The sequence below is a fragment of the Nocardia sp. AB354 genome (genome assembly GCF_049538315.1).
Taxonomy (GTDB): Bacteria; Actinomycetota; Actinomycetes; order Mycobacteriales; family Mycobacteriaceae; genus Nocardia; species Nocardia nova.
The window spans coordinates 158,626-176,455 of sequence record NZ_JBMVFU010000008.1 but is presented as its reverse complement, the minus strand read 5'-3'; the positions used below and the strand labels follow the sequence as shown (position 1 = coordinate 176,455).

At 68.2% G+C, this 17,830-nt stretch carries 15 protein-coding genes; 8 read left to right on the top strand and 7 right to left on the bottom strand.

All coding sequences use genetic code 11. From position 1 onward, the window contains the following. Nucleotides 1-104 precede the first annotated feature (104 nt). The 5 genes from ACPCUW_RS14175 (at nt 105) to ACPCUW_RS14155 (ending at nt 6,378) form a co-directional block, all read left to right on the top strand. The gene (locus ACPCUW_RS14175; protein ID WP_423425227.1) at nt 105-488 is read left to right on the top strand and encodes a hypothetical protein; all 384 of its coding nucleotides are present in this window, start codon (nt 105-107) and stop codon (nt 486-488) included. Then, nucleotides 485-895: a hypothetical protein gene (locus ACPCUW_RS14170; RefSeq protein ID WP_423425225.1), complete on the top strand. Its 411-nt coding sequence runs from the start codon at nt 485-487 to the stop codon at nt 893-895. The genes ACPCUW_RS14175 and ACPCUW_RS14170 overlap by 4 nt, the downstream gene beginning before the upstream one ends. After that, complete coding sequence (locus ACPCUW_RS14165) at nt 892-2,784, top strand: hypothetical protein (protein WP_423425224.1); 1,893 nt, start codon at nt 892-894, stop codon at nt 2,782-2,784. Before ACPCUW_RS14170 ends, ACPCUW_RS14165 begins: the two co-directional genes overlap by 4 nt. A gap of 118 nt (nt 2,785-2,902) precedes the next feature. Then, nucleotides 2,903-4,936, top strand: coding sequence for a glycosyltransferase family 39 protein (locus ACPCUW_RS14160; RefSeq protein ID WP_423425222.1), 2,034 nt, complete (start codon nt 2,903-2,905; stop codon nt 4,934-4,936). Between the two features lie 83 nt (nt 4,937-5,019). After that, entirely contained in the window at nt 5,020-6,378 is a 1,359-nt protein-coding gene (locus ACPCUW_RS14155; RefSeq protein WP_104365310.1) for a family 1 glycosylhydrolase, read from the top strand. A gap of 96 nt (nt 6,379-6,474) precedes the next feature. Here ACPCUW_RS14155 and ACPCUW_RS14150 read toward each other — a convergent pair whose 3' ends face one another. Next, a complete protein-coding gene (locus tag ACPCUW_RS14150; protein WP_423425220.1) occupies nt 6,475-7,335 on the bottom strand; it encodes a helix-turn-helix transcriptional regulator in 861 nt (286 codons plus the stop codon). A gap of 204 nt (nt 7,336-7,539) precedes the next feature. Here ACPCUW_RS14150 and ACPCUW_RS14145 point away from each other — a divergent pair, with 204 nt between their 5' ends. After that, complete coding sequence (locus tag ACPCUW_RS14145) at nt 7,540-8,367, top strand: SDR family NAD(P)-dependent oxidoreductase (protein WP_423425219.1); 828 nt, start codon at nt 7,540-7,542, stop codon at nt 8,365-8,367. A gap of 34 nt (nt 8,368-8,401) precedes the next feature. Here the strand turns inward: ACPCUW_RS14145 and ACPCUW_RS14140 are convergent, their stop codons facing one another. The 4 genes from ACPCUW_RS14140 to ACPCUW_RS14125 form a co-directional block, all read right to left on the bottom strand. After that, entirely contained in the window at nt 8,402-9,397 is a 996-nt protein-coding gene (locus tag ACPCUW_RS14140; RefSeq protein ID WP_063030303.1) for an alpha/beta hydrolase, read from the bottom strand. Between the two features lie 216 nt (nt 9,398-9,613). Beyond that, a complete protein-coding gene (gene lexA / locus ACPCUW_RS14135) occupies nt 9,614-10,270 on the bottom strand; it encodes a transcriptional repressor LexA (RefSeq protein WP_423425218.1) in 657 nt (218 codons plus the stop codon). Between the two features lie 33 nt (nt 10,271-10,303). Then, the gene (locus tag ACPCUW_RS14130) at nt 10,304-12,136 is read right to left on the bottom strand and encodes an LCP family protein (RefSeq protein ID WP_423425217.1); all 1,833 of its coding nucleotides are present in this window, start codon (nt 12,134-12,136) and stop codon (nt 10,304-10,306) included. A 264-nt stretch (nt 12,137-12,400) separates the two neighbouring features. Then, nucleotides 12,401-13,108, bottom strand: coding sequence for a TetR/AcrR family transcriptional regulator (locus tag ACPCUW_RS14125; protein WP_195074036.1), 708 nt, complete (start codon nt 13,106-13,108; stop codon nt 12,401-12,403). Nucleotides 13,109-13,558: 450 nt separating this feature from the next. On the opposite strand from ACPCUW_RS14125, the gene ACPCUW_RS14120 reads away from it, so the two are divergent. Further along, nucleotides 13,559-15,274 (top strand): GMC oxidoreductase, encoded by a 1,716-nt coding sequence (locus ACPCUW_RS14120; RefSeq protein ID WP_423425215.1) that lies wholly within the window; start codon nt 13,559-13,561, stop codon nt 15,272-15,274. A 55-nt stretch (nt 15,275-15,329) separates the two neighbouring features. On the opposite strand, the gene ACPCUW_RS14115 is transcribed toward ACPCUW_RS14120, so the two are convergent. Next, nucleotides 15,330-15,809: an HAD-IIIC family phosphatase gene (locus ACPCUW_RS14115; RefSeq protein WP_030514463.1), complete on the bottom strand. Its 480-nt coding sequence runs from the start codon at nt 15,807-15,809 to the stop codon at nt 15,330-15,332. A 197-nt stretch (nt 15,810-16,006) separates the two neighbouring features. Further along, complete coding sequence (locus ACPCUW_RS14110) at nt 16,007-17,095, bottom strand: TerD family protein (RefSeq protein ID WP_104405886.1); 1,089 nt, start codon at nt 17,093-17,095, stop codon at nt 16,007-16,009. Nucleotides 17,096-17,301: 206 nt separating this feature from the next. Between ACPCUW_RS14110 and ACPCUW_RS14105 the strand changes: the two genes are divergently transcribed. Beyond that, nucleotides 17,302-17,757 carry a DUF2599 domain-containing protein gene (locus ACPCUW_RS14105; RefSeq protein WP_227462929.1) on the top strand — a complete coding sequence of 152 codons (456 nt, stop codon included), beginning with the start codon at nt 17,302-17,304 and terminating at the stop codon, nt 17,755-17,757. The last annotated feature ends 73 nt before the right edge of the window (nt 17,758-17,830 follow it).

Here is a 17,830-nt window from a genome sequence, read left to right as displayed (position 1 = left end):
GCAACGCCCGAGGTTCGGACAGGAGGTCACCGGATCAGCTGAGATGCTCTCCCGGAGAAATTCCCACAGCAGGGAAGACGCGCCGAAACACCTACTATCGGCCCGTGGGCGACTTGGATTTGGGGAATGGCAGAAGCCTGCCGCTCTATCTCGCCCCCGACTCTTTCGATTCGGCTGTCCTCGGGGTGGTCTTGACCTACGACAGCCTGACGAGACTGCTGAACAACTTGGAGAACACCGTCATCGACGGCTCCGGTCTGGGTGACAGCACGGTGGCGGCGGCGTGCGCGGACTTCCGAAGTGCATGGGAGACCGAAACCGAAATTACCGCCAAAGCCGTCGGCATCATCGTGGACTTGCTACCTCGGGTCAAACGCGAGTACCAGGACGCCGACCAGGATGCCGGCATGAGCATCGGCGGCACCGATCCGACGCCGTCGCTGGTACCTTCGGTCACCCAACCTTCGGGCCGTCCACCGAGCGGATGACCGGCGACCGGCGCTTCGATGCCGAACTGCGCACCCTGGATGTCGCGTCGGCGGTGGCTGGAGCGATGTCGAACACCAGTGACGATCGAGGCATCGCGCTCGCCGACGCGGCGGTGGCCGCCGCGGTGCAACTGGGGGATGTCGGGGTGGGGCCTGATCCGGTGGCCTTCCTCGCCGGCTGCGTGCGTGCCGTGGGGCTGCCCGATGCCCGGCGGCTGCCCGAACCACTGGTCGGCACCGAACCGACGGCGATGGTTCGTTCCTGGGTGGCGGCGGCATGCCCCGACGCCGAACCCGATGTCGCTCGCGACGAGGCGTTCGCACGGTGGTTGGAGATGGTGGCCGCCGTGCTGCGATCGCGGCGCACCCTCGGCCGCGGCGCCTCCACGCCGTGGAGCCCCTTGTGATCAGCAAGACCTGGCAACGCGTCGGCGCCGGGTTGCTCGGCGGCGCTATCTCGCTGGCCCCCATTCCGGGCGCAGCACTCATCGGCGGAGCAGTCGGCGGCGTTCTCACCGGGATGATCGACGGCCAGTCCGGTACCGGCCTCTTGGTCGATGCCGGCGTGGGTGCTCTGGTGGGGCAAGTCGGCAAGGTGGGCGGCCGGGCGCTACCCGGTTTGCTGGGCAAATTGCCCGGCGTCGCCAAACTTGTTTCGCCACTCGCTGCCCGACTGCCCGGGAGTATCGGCTCGGTGGCGAGCACGCTGGCCCAGGTCGCGGTGGTCGGTGGGCTCAGTACGGCATATGCCTATTCATATGACAAATTCTCGGAGATCCCATCGGACCTCACGCTGCCCGCGAAAAGTGAACGGCTGAAGGCGCTGGAGTTGGCGTTGGAGTCGATGCAGCTGGGCCTCAACAGAAGTCATCTGCGGGCCGCGATCGACATCGCGCTCAAGGTGCCGGCGTTGCCCGGAACCACGACAGCCGTCGATGCCCAGGCCCGTGCTTTCGCCGACGCCGCTTCGGCGTACAAGCTCATGCACAGCGATCTCGAGAGCGTCGCAAAAGACAAGCTGCCGGACTCGTGGCGTGGTCATGCCGGCGAGACGGCCGCGGACGCAGTGTCGACCTTCGCCGGTGCCGCGTGGCATGCACACGAGGCGTTCACCTGGGCCAACGACGCGCTTCGCATCTGGTCGGACGCACTGGTCGAGACACAACGGCAAGACACCACGGGAGTCGACGGACTCACGAAGGCACACACCCAGCTGAACAACAAACCTGACGAAGAGGTCCGCAGGCACGCCATCGACAGCTGCCGAACCCGGATCACCGCGACGAAGGCATACGAAACCGCGGCAACAACGTGTGCGTCGTCGGTCGGCGCAGCAGCCCGGACGGCACGGGCCAGGACCGTCGAAGCGCCCGGTATGGACCCGGTCGATGCCGAAACCCTCGCCTACACCGGTCAAGCCGGCGGAGCGCCCAGCACCGCCGACGACATCCTCACTCCGACGGCATTGGTACGTGCCTCGCAGCGGCTCTCGGCGATGTCATCCGATGATCGGTCCTCGTTCGAGAAGCTGGTGAGCAACGCCAAGTCTCCGCAGGAGGCGGCTTACCTGTGGGAGGCACTGTCGGCGGGATACTCGCTGCCCGATATCACCGCGTTCGATGAACAGATCCACGAGCACGGGAACGACCGCTATTGGCTCTGGAAACATCTGCACGTCAACGACGTCGCGAACAACCGAACCGTGCGCGACGGACGGCAGGAGCTCAGCTACGCCCCCGACGACGTGGCCAAGGCCGCCACCTACGCCCAGGACAGGGGGAACTGCACCTCGGCATCCACCGTGATCGCCCGGCTGGATGCCGATCCGGTGCTGATGCTGGGTGTCACCACAGGCACCGGCCCCGCGGCGGTGAGCGGCCCGGCCGCAGGCAACGACAGCCCGAAGGCATTCCGGGACCGGCTCGTTCGGGTATTCGACGACAACTTCGATCCCGACCTCACTCCCTATCCACGAGGCGACCAGAAGATGGTGAACAGCCTGCTCAACCCCGTCACCGGCAGCACCTATCACATGGCCGAATTGTCCACCGAGGAGGCGCGACAAGCTGCCCTGCCACGGATCGAGGCCGCGGTGGCTGCGGGCAAACCCGTCCCGATCGGGCTCGCTCCGAAGGGCGACGGTGACGGTCACCAGGTGGTCGTGGTTGCCACCCGGCCGGGCGAACTGCAGATCTACAACCCGTGGGGCTTCACCCAGTGGGTGACCACCGAGCAATTCGTCAAGTCCGAGATGCCCGATATCGAGCGTCCGGATGACGTCATGCTCCCGGACTGAGAATCACCTACGCGCGACAACGGGTTTCGACGCCCGATTCGCCCGATCGCGCCGGACTCACAGCAATCTCCAAGGGTTCGGACAGGGTGGTCACCGGATGGGCTGAGACGCTCCCGCGGTGACAGTGACGACTGCCGACACCGCCGTGCCCGTATCGCCCGAATCGGCGCGTCCGCCGGATCCGGATCCGCCACCGCCGCGGCGCCGGGACCGGCTCGCGCTGGTGGTACTGCTGGCCGCCACCGCGGCCGCGTATCTGTGGAACATCACCGTCAACGGGATGGGCAACGGGTTCTACGCGGCGGCGGCGTGGTCGGGGTCGCGGGACTGGAAGGCGCTGCTGTTCGGGTCGCTGGATCCGGCCAACTTCATCACCGTCGACAAACCGCCGGTCTCGCAGTGGGTGATGGGGTTGTCCGGGCAGTTGTTCGGTTTCTCCAGTGCCTCCATGCTGGTTCCGCAGGCGTTGATGGCGGTGGCGGCGGTCGCGCTGATGTACGGCGCGATCACCCGCGCCACCGGCAGCCGCGGCGCGGGTCTGCTGGCCGGTCTCCTGCTGGCGCTGACACCGGTGGTGGCGTTGATGTTCCGGTTCAACAATCCGGATGCGGTGATGGTGCTGCTGATGACAGCCGCCGCCTACTGCACCGTGCGCGCGTTGCGCCACGCGAGCCCGCGCTGGCTCGTATCGGCCGGTGTCGCATTGGGTTTCGCGTTCCTGGCGAAGATGCTCGAGGGCCTGATGGTGCTGCCCGCACTGGGTGTGGCGTACCTGGTGGCGGCGCCGGCGGGTTTCGGTAAACGGATCGCGCACCTGCTGGCCGCGGCGGTGGCGCTGGTGGTCTCGTCGGGGTGGTATGTGCTGCTGACGATTCTGTGGCCCGCCGATTCGCGCCCCTATCTGGCCGGTTCCAAGGACAACACGTTCATGGATCTGGTGCTGGGTTACAACGGTTTCGCCCGCTACCTCGGACACAACCACGCCGGGCGCAAACCCTTCGAACTGCCGCCGGGATACGAGTTGCCGCATATGGGTGGCGGCGGCTTCAACGGTTTCGGGTCCGGCCCGCAGCGGTTGTTCACCGGCGAGATCGGCTTCGAGATCTCGTGGCTGCTGCCGGCGGCCGTGCTGGGGTTCGTCGTCGTGCTGATCACGCGCCGGAAGTATCCGCGCACCGACCTCGTGCGCGGGGCGGCATTGGTTTTCGGGCTGTGGCTGCTGATCGACGGGGTGGCGTTCTCGGCGATGAAGGGCGGCATGCACGCCTACTACACCCTGGCCATCGCGCCCGCGGTGGTCGGCAGTTTCGTTCTCGGCCTGGCCGAGGTGTGGCGTTGCCGGGATCGGATGTGGGGCCGGGCCGGGGCGGCGGGACTCGTTGTGGCCGGCGGCGTGTGGGGCTTCGTCCTGCTCGATCGCAATGCGGACTGGCAGCCGTGGCTGCGGTGGACGATCCTCGCGGTGACCGTCGTGGCCGCCGCCGCTCTCGTGCTGACGGCGCTGCCGGTGCTGTCGCGACGTGTGCCCGCCCGCGCGGTCGCGGTCGCCGTGGGCGCCGGTGTGCTGGCCGCGACGGCCGGGTCGAGCGCGTATGCGGTGGCGACGCTGCCGCAGTCGCATACCGGCGGCAGCCCGGTCGTCGGGCCGGCGCATCCGGACCTGCCGCAGGCGTTGAATCCGTTCCGCCGCCAGATCGGCATGCTGATGGGCGGCACGGACACCGATCCGAAGCTGGTGGAGATGTTGCGGGCAACGCAGACGACGTGGTCGGCGGCCATCGACCGCTCGGGACCGGCGGCCGGACTCGAACTGGCCAGCCGGACACCGGTGATCGCCATCGGCGGATTCACTTCCGAAGATCCGGTCCCCACCGTGGCGGGATTGCAGGACCTGATCCGCGACCACCGGATCACCTACTATCTGGCGCCCGAGATGAAGCTGCCGGACTCGTGGCGAACGCATGACCAGCACCGATCCCCCGGCGGCGCGCACACTCCGGCGACCGCACCGAACCCGCCGGCCACCGACGCGGAGCCGGAGATGTGGCATCCGGTCGGCAACACCGACATCTACGCCTGGGTGTCGGCGCACTACACGCCGCAACACCTCGGTGGTCTCGAGGTCTTCGACCTCACCGCACCGCCGCACTGACCCCGGCGTCGAGCGGCCGATCGCCCGCTCGACACGCCCTTGCGCACACCGGAATTCAGCAATCTCACAGCTACGATTGCTGGATGCGAGAGCCGAACCGCCGCCAGGTGCTGGCCACCGGACTGGCCGCAGCCGCCGCGCTGCTGCTGCCGGTCCGCGCGGGCGCCGACCCCGTCCGCCGGGCGGCGTCGGCTCTCGCTCCCCTGGGCCCCGAATTCGTGTGGGGGGTGGCCACATCCGGATTCCAGACCGAAGGCCACGCCCCCGACAGCAACTGGACCCGCTACATCGCGACCGGGGCGGCCGAACCGTATCGGGATTCGGTGCGCTTCCTCGACACCTACGCCGACGATATCGAGCGCGCCGCGCAGCTGGGCGCCAAGAGCTTCCGCATGAGTATCGAATGGGCCCGGGTGCAGCCCCATCCCGACGAATGGGACGAGCAGGCATTCGCCCGCTACGACCGGATCGTCGACGCCGTTTACGCCGCGGGTATGACCCCGATGCTGACCCTGGACCACTGGGTGTATCCGGGCTGGGCCGCCGACCGCGGCGGCTGGCGCAACCAGGGCATGGTCGACGACTGGCTGGCCAATGCGCGGAAAGTGGTGCAGCGCTACGGTTCTCGCGATCCGATCTGGGTCACGATCAACGAACCGGCCGCCTATCTCGGCACCGAGATCCGCATCGGCGCCCTCTCGCACGAGGAGTGGCCGGCGGCGATGGACCGGCTGGCGCAGGCCCACAATCAAATCTACGACGACATTCACGCCGCCTATCCGAAGGCGATGGTCACCAGCAACATCGGCTATGTGCCCGGCGCCGACACCGAGGTGAATCAGCCGTATATCGACAAGGTGCGCGACAAACTCGACTTCGTCGGCGTCGACTACTACTTCGGCCCCACCCCGGCCGCGGACGGCTCGTCGGCGACCTCGGCCGGTGCGCCCGCGATGTGGGAGTTGCCGCTGCAGACCGAGGGCGTCTACTACGCGCTGCGCCGCTATGCCCGCCAGTTCCCCGGCAAACCGCTGTACGTGGTGGAGAACGGGATGCCGACCGAGAACGGTAAACCCCGCCCGGACGGCTACACTCGCGCCGACCAGTTGCGCGACACCGTGTACTGGATCCAGCGCGCCAAGGCCGACGGTATCGATGTGCGCGGCTACAACTATTGGAGCCTCACCGACAACTACGAATGGGGCAGCTACACACCCCGTTTCGGCCTCTTCACCGTCGATGTCATCTCCGATCCGGATCTGGTGCGCCGGCCCACCGACGCGGTGGAGGTGTTCGCCTCGCTCGTGCGCGCGGGCGGGGTGCCCGCCGATTACCGGCCCACCCGCGCCCCCGTCGCCTGTTCCCAGGTCGATCCTCCGGCCAGTTGCGACGAGCCGGTGATGTTGCCGGGCGCGGATCCGGCCGCCACAGCGAGCCCGTAACCACCCGTCTCGGCGGGCGCACCACGCGATCGATTCCGCATACGGAGATACCGCGGCCAGGGCGCGCGGGTCACCGGTCTGCGGACCCCTGCCCTCTCACTCGAGGGAGACCGTGAATTTTTCGACGCCCAGCACCTTCAGCAACGCGAGCTTCTGCTGGTCCTCGGTACCCGGGGTAGCGGTGAAAATGAGAAGCGCCTGTCCTTGATCCGGCTCGAGCAGAAGCTGGCAGTAAAGGTCCAGCCGCCCGATCTCGGGGTGGACGAATCGCTTGGTGTCGCTGGAACGCAGGCCCACCTCGTGCCGGTCCCACAATCGGGCGAACTCGTTGTTGGTCTCACGCAGAAACTCGACGAGATCTGCCGCCGGCGAGCCGGGCCCGTCCCGGGTGAGCGCCGCGCGAAGCTGCGCCACATTGGCCCGGCTGGTCATGTCGTGATCGTCGGGGTGGTAGCGCGCACGCGCGGCCGGATCGGTGAACCAGCGGAACGCCGCGCTACGCGCGCGGCCGGTGTACCCCGTCTGTGTGCCCAGCAGGGCCACCGCGGACGCGGTCTGCAGCAACGTTTCCCCCAACGGCCCCATCACCTGCGCCGGCATGTCGCGGAGGCCGTCCATCACGCGCATCAATCCGGGACTCACATGCTGAACCTGCAGGTCGCGGCGAACTGTGCGGTACCCCGTGAGCAGGAACAGGTGATCGCGTTCGTCCGGGGTGAGCCGCAGGCCGCGGGCGATGGCCGCGAGCATGCTCTGTGATGGTAGCGGCCCGTCGCCGCGTTCCAGCCGTGCGAAGTAGTCCGCGGACATGGCGCACAGCTCGGCCACCTCTTCGCGCCGCAGCCCGGGTGCGCGCCGCCGCGGCCCCCGGCGCAGCCCGACGTCTTCCGGTTGCAGAGACGCTCGCCGAGCCCGCAAGAAAGCGCCCAGCGATGAACGGTCGAACCCACGATCCATGATGTGCATTCTGATCCGTCCGGCGCCGCTCAGCCGCGACCTCTCGTTCAGTGGTTGTGTGTGTCCTTCCGCGGCCGGACGGCGGCGCATTCACTGATCACAGCGATCACCGGTCGCTTCCGACGAGCACGGCATTCGAACAGCGAACAACGAACAACGGAGTGCGGACGTATGGCCACATGGAGCAGAAACGAACTTCCCGACATGACAGGACGGACGGTGGTGATCACCGGCGCCGGCCGCGGGCTGGGCCTGATCACCGCGCGAGAACTCGCCGGTGCCGGAGCACACGTCGTGCTGGGTGTGCGTGACACGCAGCGGGCCCGCCGCGCCGTCGCGGACCTCCCCGGCATCTTCGACGTCCGACCGCTCGATGTCGCGGAGCTCGGCTCGGTGCGCGCCTTCGCCGAGGCGTGGTCCGGCGACCTCGACATCCTGATCAACAATGCGGGTGTGATGGACATCCCCGCCGCACGTACCCGGGACGGCCTCGATCAGCAGACGGCCACCAACTACATCGGTCCCTTCCTGCTGACCACCATGTTGCTCGACCACATCACCGATCGTGTGGTGCATGTGACCAGTCAGCTGCACCGGCAGGGCAAGATCGACCTGGCCGATGTGGACTGGCGCACGCGCAAATACGACGCGATGGCGGCCTACCGGGCATCGAAGCTCGGTGTCGTGTTGTTCTCGCTGGAACTGCAACGCCGGCTGACCGCTGACGGCAGCCGGGTCCGCTCGGTGCTCGCCAGTCCCGGTATCGCTCGTACCGGTCTGGCCGCGCACTCCCGGGCGAACCTCGTCAACCGGTTCACATTCCTGACCAATTCGCCTGAGCGTGGTGCGCTGTCGGTGCTGTACGCCGCGACTCAGGACGTTGTCGGCAATGCGTACGTCGGGCCGGACGGGCCGGGAGGCCTGCGTGGCTATCCGGCGGTCGGCCGGCAAGGCAAGGCCGGTCTCGACGAGGAGCTGGCCGCACGGCTGTGGAACGCGACCGCCGAACTTCTCGCGGCAGTGGATCGATGAGCTGTCGGGCAGCCCCGAACCAGGCGTTCGCCGCTCAGGCGGGAAGTTGCAGCCCGGCCGCGAGGACCGGCCACGACTGGATCAGCGCGTCGTGCCAGTAGCCCCAGGAATGGGTTCCGGTCGGAGTGAAGTCGTAGGTCGCCGGAATGCCGAGACCGTTGAGCTTGGCCTGCAGGTTGTGGCTGCAGTAGTTGACCGCGGCCTCGATCACGCCGCCGATGATCACTTGATTGGCCAGGCCGCCCGGTCCGGGCAGCGTGTAGGGCCCGTTGAGCGTGTCCCACTGCCCGGGCAGTCCGGATCCACTGGAGATGAACAGGTTGAGCCCGCGCAGCTGGTCGGCGTGCACGTAGGGATCGTTGGCGGCCCACATCGGATCGTTCTGCGGCCCATACATGTTCACGGTGTTGCCGCCGCCCCACACGTTGACCGCGAGATTGACCGCGGTGTAGCCCACGGGGTCGCTGATCTGGGCGCAACCGCTGTAGGCGGCAACGGATTTGTACAGGCCGGGTTTGGCGATCGGCAACTGCAGCACCGAGGTGCCGGAGGTGGACAGCCCGGCGATGGCGTTGAGTCCGTTGGTGCCCAGGGCGCCGTCGATGATGGGCGGCAGTTCCTCGGTGAAGAACGTCCGCCACTTGTTGACGCCCAGCTTCGGATCCGGTGCGCGCCAATCGGTGTAGTAGCTCCAGGCGCCGCCGACGGGCTGGACGACGTTGACGTCCTTGTCGGCGAGGAACTTCAGCGCGTCGGGGGCCTTGTTGTCCCAGGTGGCGCTGTCCTCACCACCGCCGGCGCCGTTGAGCAGATACAGCACCGGGCGCGGTGTGGAGGCGTCGGCGGGCCGCTGCACGTTGATCGTGATCGGTTTGTCCATGGCTGCGGAGTACACCTTGAAGGTGACGTTGCGGCCGTCGACGACCGAGAAGTCGACGATCTTGGATCCGTCGGCGGATACCGGATGTGCCAGCGGGGCACCGGAATCGACGACCGGATCGCCCGCGGCGGCGGCCGGTCCGGCCGCCATGGTCGCCGATACCGCGGCCAGCACCGCCGCGGCCGCGACCGTCGCGATCCGGGTGCTCCCGCGTACCCGCTCTCGCACCGCCGATCTGCCTGCCCGAGTACTGCTCGCCACGTGCACCTCCGAATCCCGTTCGGTCTTGCGCGTTCCCCTGCTTGGGCAGACTAATTCAGCGGCAACCGTTTGGCGATCGGTTAGGCGGGCGCGTCGAGCAGGTCGTCACATTCGTCGCATCACGGACACGACTTTGCCGAGCACGACCGCACGGTCGCCGTCGATGACGTCGTAGGCGGGGTTGCGGGGTTCGAGGTAGACATGGCCGTTGCGCCGGCGATAGACCTTCACGGTGGCCTCGTCGTCGATCATCGCGGCCACGATGTCCCCGGAATGCGCTTCGTGCTGGCGGCGCACGACCACGATGTCGCCGTCGCAGATCGCGGCGTCGATCATCGAATCACCGCGCACTCGCAGCCCGAATACGGTTCCGCGCCCGACCAGTTGCCGCGACAGGGTGAGCTGGTCGTCGGCGTGTTCCTCGGCGAGGATCGGGGCGCCGGCGGCGATATCGCCGACCACCGGCACGATCACCGAATCCTGTTCGCCGCCATGGCTTTCGGCGGGGGCGAGGAACAGGCGCACGTCGATGGGCCGGGAGACACTGGCACTGCGGCGCAGGAATCCCTTGTCCTCGAGATCCTTCAGGTGTTTCGACACCGACGAGCCCGATTTCAGTCCGACGGCGGCCGCGATCTCCCGAGACGACGGCGCATACCCGTTGCGCTGCACCGCATCCCGGATCACGCCGAGGATGCGGCGCTGCCGCTCGGGCAGCCGGGAGGTGTCGAGATGGTCGTATGCGTCGTCGTATCCGGTCACCGGGGAATCGTAGACGGCCGCCGCCGCGGCGCCTCAGTTCACGCAGGGTATGTCGGATCCGATGCTGGTGGTGACCGGTTTACCGGAGTCGGGACGATCGTCGGTGGTGGCGGTGGTCGACGCCGAACTGCCGCCGCTGGTGGTCGTGGTGAGCCCGGTGGTGGGGTCGGTGGTCGTCACTGAGGACGCCGAGGACGAGGTGAGGCTGTCGGGCATGCTGAAGTCGCTGCCGATCACGATCTTCACCGTCCCCGGATCGAGGGATTTCGATGCGGCCGTGGGCAATCCGCCCAGCATGTCGGCGGCCTGGGTGGCGTCGGTGTCGGCGCCGGAGCCGAAGTACACGACCGAACTGGATCCGTCGCTGTAGGTGGCGTTCCCGACATTGCCCTTGCGGAAGCCCTTGTCCACCAGCGCGGTGGACACCTTGGCCGCCATGCCGCTCGCGCCGCCGGCGTTGACGACGTCGATGGTGCTGGTGGGGGTGGTGGTCGGGGCGCTCGATTGTGGTTCGGCCACGCCGAAGGCGGTGCGCACGGTCTTCTTGATAGCGGCCGGGTCGACGATGTTGACGTCCTGGCCGTCGACGGTGTCGTACGCCTTCACCGGCAGGGTCTGGAATTCGATCGGGATGGATCCGGCGCGGCCGAGGGTCTGGGCGAAGTCGAGCAGGTTCCAGCCCTGCGACAGCACGATGTCGTTCTGCGCCGCGCTGATCAGGTCCTGCAGTTTGCCGATATTGGTGAGCGTGCCCGAATCCTTGAGCTGTTTGGCGACCGAGGTCAGGAATGCCTGCTGGCGGTGGGTGCGGTCGAGGTCGCCGTTGTCGAGGCCGTGCCGCTGACGCACGAACGACAGCGCGTTGGCGGCGTCGAGATGCTGGCGGCCCGCGGGAAACACCGCGCCGGAGTAGTACTCGTCGTCGACGGCGTGGTTGAGACATACGTCGACGCCGCCGAGGATATTGGCCAGATCGTAGAAGCCGACCAGCGAGATCTCGGCGAACCGGTTGATCGGCACTCCGGTGAGCTGTTTGACCGTCTGCACGATCGATTCGCGCCCGGCCTCGCGGCCCTGGCGTTCGAGTTCGACCTTGTCCTTGACGCCCTGATTCTCCAGCTTCTGTTCCACCGAGGCCTTTTTCAGCCCGTAGGCCTCCTTGATCTTGGCGTGGTCGTAGCCGGGGATGCCCGAGACCGCGACGTAGTCGTCGCGCGGGATGGAGAAGGCGGTGACCTTCTTCAGATCCTTCGGAATGTGCACCAGGATCAGCGAATTCGCGTTGTAGCCGCCTTCGCTGCCGTCACCGGCGTGCAATTGGTCGAGGATGTTCTTGGGCAGGTCGTTGCCGTTCTGGTCCTTGCGGGTGTCCAGGCCGATCAACAGGATGTTCAGATCGCCGTCGAGGGCGGCGGCATCGGCCTCGCTGATCGCATTGGACCGGGTGAAACCCTGATCGACGCTGCGTTCGGTGTAGTAGGCCAGGCCGGTGCCGCTGACCACGACCACGGCCGTGACCGCGGCCAGCACACGACCACCGACCCGCACGGCCTTACCCCCGCGATTCGGGCGCGGCGGCGGTGCGGTGCGGGCGCGGCGGGCCCGCCGATTCGGCGGCGGCGCGGCGCCTTCGGCGGCGGCCACGGTCTCTGTCGCGGCGCCGGCAGCGGTCGGTGCGGCGCGGGTGGCTCGGCGCCGCGGTTCGGTGTCGCCGCGTTCGGGTGCGAGGGCCTGCGCGGGTGCGGGACGACGCCGGGGGCTCGGTTCGGCGGCGGCGTCGGGTTGTTCCCGTCGTCCCGGACGATGTGGCGGCGGGGCTGCTCGGCGGGTGCGTTCGCTGTCGCGCTGGTCGGCGGGTGCGGCCATGCCGCGACTCCAGGGCGGGGTGGCCGCCCGGACCGTGCGGGGGCTATGTCGACCGGACCGATCTTGCGGCGACTCGTCGTCGGGTCGCGCGTGCCGCGATCGGCCGCTGCCGCCGCGGGGATCCACCACCGGGATCGGTTCGGTTTCGTCGTTCATTTCGCCGTTCAGTCTTTCATTCCCGGATATGGGAAAGCTGAGAATGAGCTTTATCGGGTTGTGACATCCTGCACGATGGCGGTCACGAATGCATACCCGCCGCGCAGGCTAGTCCGCTGGGGCAGCGCGGAATCCGAGGATCGCGCACAGATTGTCCAGGTGGATGTCGAAAACCTGGGTGCGATCGGTGAAGGTCTGCGCGCCGTACATGTCGAACACGTCGAAGCTCACCGCGCCGAACAGGCCGGTCCACACCGTCAGCGTGCGCACCATCGCCCAGTCCGGCAGCTCCAGCCCGAATTCGGCCCGGATGCGCTCGATGTCGGCGGCCAGTTCGGCCGGGGTCGCCGGGACGGGGTCCGGCGTCGTGAGCTCTCCTGCGCGACAGGCGTTTTCGACGATCGCGAGCAGTGATCCGATCACCCGGGTGCCGGGAGCGGTCGTCTCCTGGGCGGGTGCGTCGTAGCCAGGGACGGGAGTCCCGAACAGCAGGCCGTAGCGGGCCGGTTCGGCCAGCGCCCAGTCGCGCACGGCATGGGCCAGCACCCGCAGCCGGGCGGCGCCGTCGGCGGGTGCGCCCGCCAGGGCGGCGTCGACGGCGTCGGCCAGTTCGGTGTAGCCGTCGACGACGAGCATGGTCAGCAGTTCGTCGCGGCTGCGCACGTAGCGGTACACCGCCGAGGAGACCACGCCGAGGTCGCGGGCGACAGCGCGCAGCGACAGCGCCGCGGCGCCGTGTACCGCCAGATGGTCACGGCCGATGCGCACGATCTCGTCCATCGTGCGGGCGCGGGCGCGGGATCGGGGAGTGCTCATACCCCCACCCTGCCATACAGAGAGCGGTGCTTACCAGAGTGATCGGCGATCTGGCGATGCGAGTCGTACTTGTCACAAATCGTGACGCAGATTACTGTTACCCGCCGGTAATGAGCGTGCCCGGCCACCGACCGGCGAACAAAAGCGAGGAGATCGACACCTGATCGATTCGAGATCGCCGCTCGCCCCGCCGTCGCCGCCGACCCGCACCGAAACTCGGCCGGACCTGCCGCGCCGGCCCTGCGGTCACGCGCCGATTTTCCCTCGATCCGCGCCATGAGCAGGCGCGACATTGTTTAGGGATACCGGGGGACACACCTAAACTACTCGGTAGTAGCGTTGATATTCGTCACCGGCGACACACACTCACGGAGGCCCGATGAGACACCATGCGCAGCCCGTTCACGGGGCCGACCGGTTGCGGGTTGCCCGCACCCGGCAGGAGCGGCCATGACCGCGCGCGACACCGATTTCGACGTCCTGATCGTCGGCTCCGGATTCGGCGGCAGCGTCACCGCGCTGCGGCTGGTCGAGAAGGGTTACCGGGTCGGCATTCTCGAGGCCGGTCGCCGCTTCGCCGACGACGAACTGCCCGAAACCAGCTGGGACCTCCGCAAATTCCTGTGGGCTCCCGCCCTGGGCTGCTACGGCATCCAGCGCATCCACCTACTGCGCGATGTGCTGATCCTCGGCGGCGCGGGCGTCGGTGGCGGCTCGCTCAACTACGCCAACACCCTCTACGTGCCGCCGGAACCGTTCTTCCAGGACAACCAGTGGCGCGACATCACCGATTGGCGCGCCGAACTGACGCCCTACTACGAGCAGGCCACCAAGATGCTGGGCGTGGTGCGCAATCCGCACATCACCCCCGCCGACGAGGTGTTCAAGCAGGTCGCCGACGACATGGGCGTCGGTGACACCTTCGTGCAGACCCCGGTGGGCGTGTTCTTCGGCGAGCCCGGAAAAACCGTGGACGACCCGTATTTCGGCGGTGCCGGCCCGCAGCGCACCGGCTGCCTGGAATGCGGCGAATGTATGACCGGCTGCCGCCACGGCGCCAAGAACACGCTGGTGAAGAACTACCTGTATCTGGCCGAGCAGGCCGGTGCGCAGGTGCTGCCGCTGACCACGGTCACCGCGGTGCGGCCGCTGCCCGACGGCAGCTGGCAGGTCGACACCCGCCGCACCGGCGCGAAGATCCGCAGATCACCGGCCTCCTACACGGCCGGACACGTCGTCCTCGCCGCCGGCACCCGCGGCACCCAGAAGCTGCTGTTCGACATGCGCGACAAGGGAATTCTGCCGCAACTGTCGCCGCGGCTGGGCGAGCTGACCCGCACCAACTCCGAATCCATTCTGGGCGCGGCGACCCCGACGGTGGACCCCGAGCGCGACTTCACCCGCGGTGTGGCCATCACCTCCTCCATCCACCCCACCCCCGACACCCACATCGAACCGGTCCGCTACGGCAAGGGATCCAATTCGATGGGGCTGCTGCAGACGCTGATGGTCGACGGCGGCGGCCGGATCCCGCGCTGGCTGCGGTTCCTGCTGGAAGTGCTGCGCCATCCGCTGACCCTGCTGCGGATGCTCAGCGTGCGCAACTGGAGCGAGCGCACGGTCATCTCGCTGGTGATGCAGCATCTGGACAACTCCATCACCACCTACACCAAGCGCGGTGTGTTCGGCCGCAAGCTGACCTCCAAACAGGGCCACGGCGAACCGAATCCGACCTGGATCCCGGCCGGCAACGATGTGACCCGCCGCGTGGCGGAGAAGATCGGCGGCACCGCGGGCGGCACCTGGGGCGAGGTGTTCAACATCCCGCTGACCGCCCACTTCCTGGGCGGCGCGGTGATCGGCGCCGACGCCGACCACGGTGTCATCGACCCCTACCACCGCGTCTACGGCTATCCGACGCTGAGTGTGGTCGACGGCGCGGCGGTGTCGGCGAACCTCGGTGTGAACCCGTCGCTGACGATCACCGCGCAGGCCGAACGGGCGGCCGCACTGTGGCCGAACAAGGGCGAAAAGGACACCCGCCCGCCGCAGGACAGCCCCTACCAGCGCATTTCCCCGGTCGCGCCGCGGCAGCCGGTGGTTCCGGCCTCGGCGCCGGCGGCGCTGGTGCTGCCGATCGTCGAAATCAAGCGCGACAGCGCCTGATTCACCCGCACCCGCGATCCGGCCGCCGTGGCGATCTGTCGCCGCGGCGGCCGGTTCAGTTCGCGGAGATGTGGGCGAAGCCCATCGGCGAGGTCGGCGGCGGCGCCGAGGTCAGCGGCGCCCGGAATTCCTGCAGCGCGGTGAGCACATCGACGTGACGTCCGGCATAGCAGCGCACCTGCGGTAGCGCGTGGGCGACCTCGCTGCGTTCCATGGCCTCGGCGTCGATGTAGCCGATCGCGTCGAGTTCGATCCGCAACTGTGCCGCGATCCGCGTGATCGCCGCCGATTTGCGACCCCACCCGACCTCGACGGCGGCGAACAGCCCGTGCAGGCCGTGACGTTCCAATTTGTCGGTCGTCCAGGACCATTCGCCGCGGCTGGCCACGGCGTGCATCACGCCCCGGCCGGTCAGCGTATGCAGCGCCCGCACCGCGTCCGGGCGCAGTGCACCACTGGTCGAATCGCAGACCACACCGTCCCACATGGTGTTGTCCAGTTCCCAGACAAGACATTTCACTGCCGGTGCTGTCATCTCGCCCCTACGGTCCACTCTCCTCAACACCCACATCGGCCACACCCGCGGGGCACAGCCGATGGGTACCGCCACCATCCAGGTACCGATTGTGCCGGACAAGCCCCCGCTTTCCTGGGCCGGTCCCGCGAGAGGTCATAGTAGGGATGCGGGGCCGCGCACACCAGCCCTGGCAAATCACTGGCTCGCGGCACGGCTCACAGCGTCGGTGTCACCAGCGGGACGGCCTCCACCGGATGCCCGGCCTGGATGGGGGCGCCGATCGAGGCCACCCGCCACACGCCGCCGTCGCGATACACCTTCGCCACCACCATGCCGGTGTGCGGCCCACCGCCGCGCAGATTGCCCCGCGCCAGCTCGGCGGTCGAGGAACCGTCGATCATGCGCCAGTAGCCGTTTCGGATGCGTTCGAAGGTATGCCCCGCATAGGAGGTGACCACGAAGACCACCGACGTCACCTGCGCCGGCAGCCGGGCCAGGTCCACGGTGATGACCTCGTCGTCGCCCTTACCGTCGCCGGTCAGGTTGTCCCCGGAGTGGCGCACCGCACCGTCACGGGAGGAAAGCTGCTGGTAGAACGCCACATCCACGAGTGTCTGCCCGACGAACAGCAGCGCCGAGGCGTCCAGGTCGATCTCGAGGGCGCGCAGCCCGCGCGGGCCGTGCACCTTCATCGGATCCCATCCGACACCCATCTTCACCATCGACAGCTCACCCTTGCGGATCTGGCTGAGCGCCACCTCCTGACCGGGCGCCAGCACCGCCGGTCCGCGATAGGGCAACTCGTCGGCCCCGCCGCCCACCGCGACACCGTGCGCGGTCACCAGCGCCGCGAACCCGGCCGGGAATCCGTGCCCGAGCGGGCGCACCTGCCAGGTGCTGCCGACACGGTCCAGATCGGCGACGATCACCGCCGGTTCCTCACCCAGGCCGTCGACGGTGTACTCGTACACCGCATTTCCGCTCGAATCGGCCACGATCAGCTGCGGCGGCGCGTAATCGCCGAAGCGATCCTGCTGATCCTCGAGCGAGGCCACGATGCGCACATGCTCGATTTCCGGTGGGAGCGAACGCAATCCGATCGACAACTCCGGGCGGCCGGAGGCCAGGCGCACCCCGTGCGCTGCGGGCTGGTTGTAGAAAATCAGATCGGTTTCGTCACGGACCCTGCCGGCCGAATTCAGCAGCAGCGCCGAGACATCGACGGGTTCGCTGTGCCGGACGGATACGACGACCTCGTCGTGGGTCAGACGATCCACCTGTCCCTTGGTCAACTGAGCGGCCACCCTCCCACTCTACGTCGACTCCCGGCGGTATTCGGGCAACACGGGCGGGCGGCCCCGCCGGTTCCGGTGCGCCCGGGCGTGGCGGGTAGCGTGAGCGGCGACGGTGGATCGCGACGTCGAAAGGGACGCGGATGAGGTCGGGGGCACGACGAGCACCCGGTCGCGGGCCGCGAGGGGCCGCGGCGGCAGCGTTGGTGGTGTCGGCCGTGTTCGCGGTCGCCGGATGCGGTGACGACTCGGCGAGCACCGAATCCCCCGCGCCCGCAACCACGACCACTGCCGTGCGCACCTCCGAGGCACCGACGAGCGCGCCGCCCGCCGAACCCACCACCGATCCGTTCGCAGGCAGCCCGCTGATCGATCACACCGAATGGACCGACGACCCCGACGGCCGCCGCCTGCACGTCTATCCGACCGCCGCCGGTCGCGCCGACCAATTCCCCACCGCCCTGGACCGCGCCTGGTCGGAGGTGCTCGCCGACTCCCCCGACGCCGATTCGCCCGGCATGTACGACCAGTTCCAATGCCATTGGGTGTGGGCGCGAATGGTCGCACCGAACAAGCCGAGCTGGAATCTGGAACCGTGGCGCCCGGCCGTCGGCTACCAGGCCACCGTCCAGGCGATGTGCAATCCCGGCGGTCCCGACCCGGCCGGCAACTGATCGCGAAACCGGCCTGCTCCGGCCACGATTCGCGGTTCTGGACGATCGACCGGTGAAAAGCGTTGTCCGCGAC